Annotated in this window: 1 pseudogene; it reads left to right on the top strand. The window is 27.9% G+C overall.

From position 1 onward, the window contains the following. Positions 1-312, top strand: a pseudogene (locus FUA24_RS00415) (ATP-dependent Clp protease ATP-binding subunit); the annotation flags it as partial.

The following is a 312-nucleotide window of genomic DNA, read 5'->3' as shown; positions in this document are numbered from 1 at the left end:
ATTGAAAATGCTTTGAAAAAATCATTTGCACCAGAGTTTTTAAATAGAATTGATGATGTTATTGTTTTCAACCCGCTTGAAAAAGAAGACATCAACAAGATTATAGATATTGAGTTAGAAAAACTTTTAGCTAGAATTAAAAATCTTGGTTACATTTTACAATTAACTAATGAAGCTAAAGATTATATTGCCGAAAAAGGTTTTGATAAACAATACGGAGCAAGACCTTTAAAACGTGCTATTCAAAAATACATTGAAGATGCTTTAGCTGAAGAAATTGTATCAACCAATGTACAAGAAGGTGATAAAATA

The sequence above is a fragment of the Seonamhaeicola marinus genome (assembly GCF_008085455.1).
This window is presented reverse-complemented; position numbering and strand designations above follow the sequence as displayed.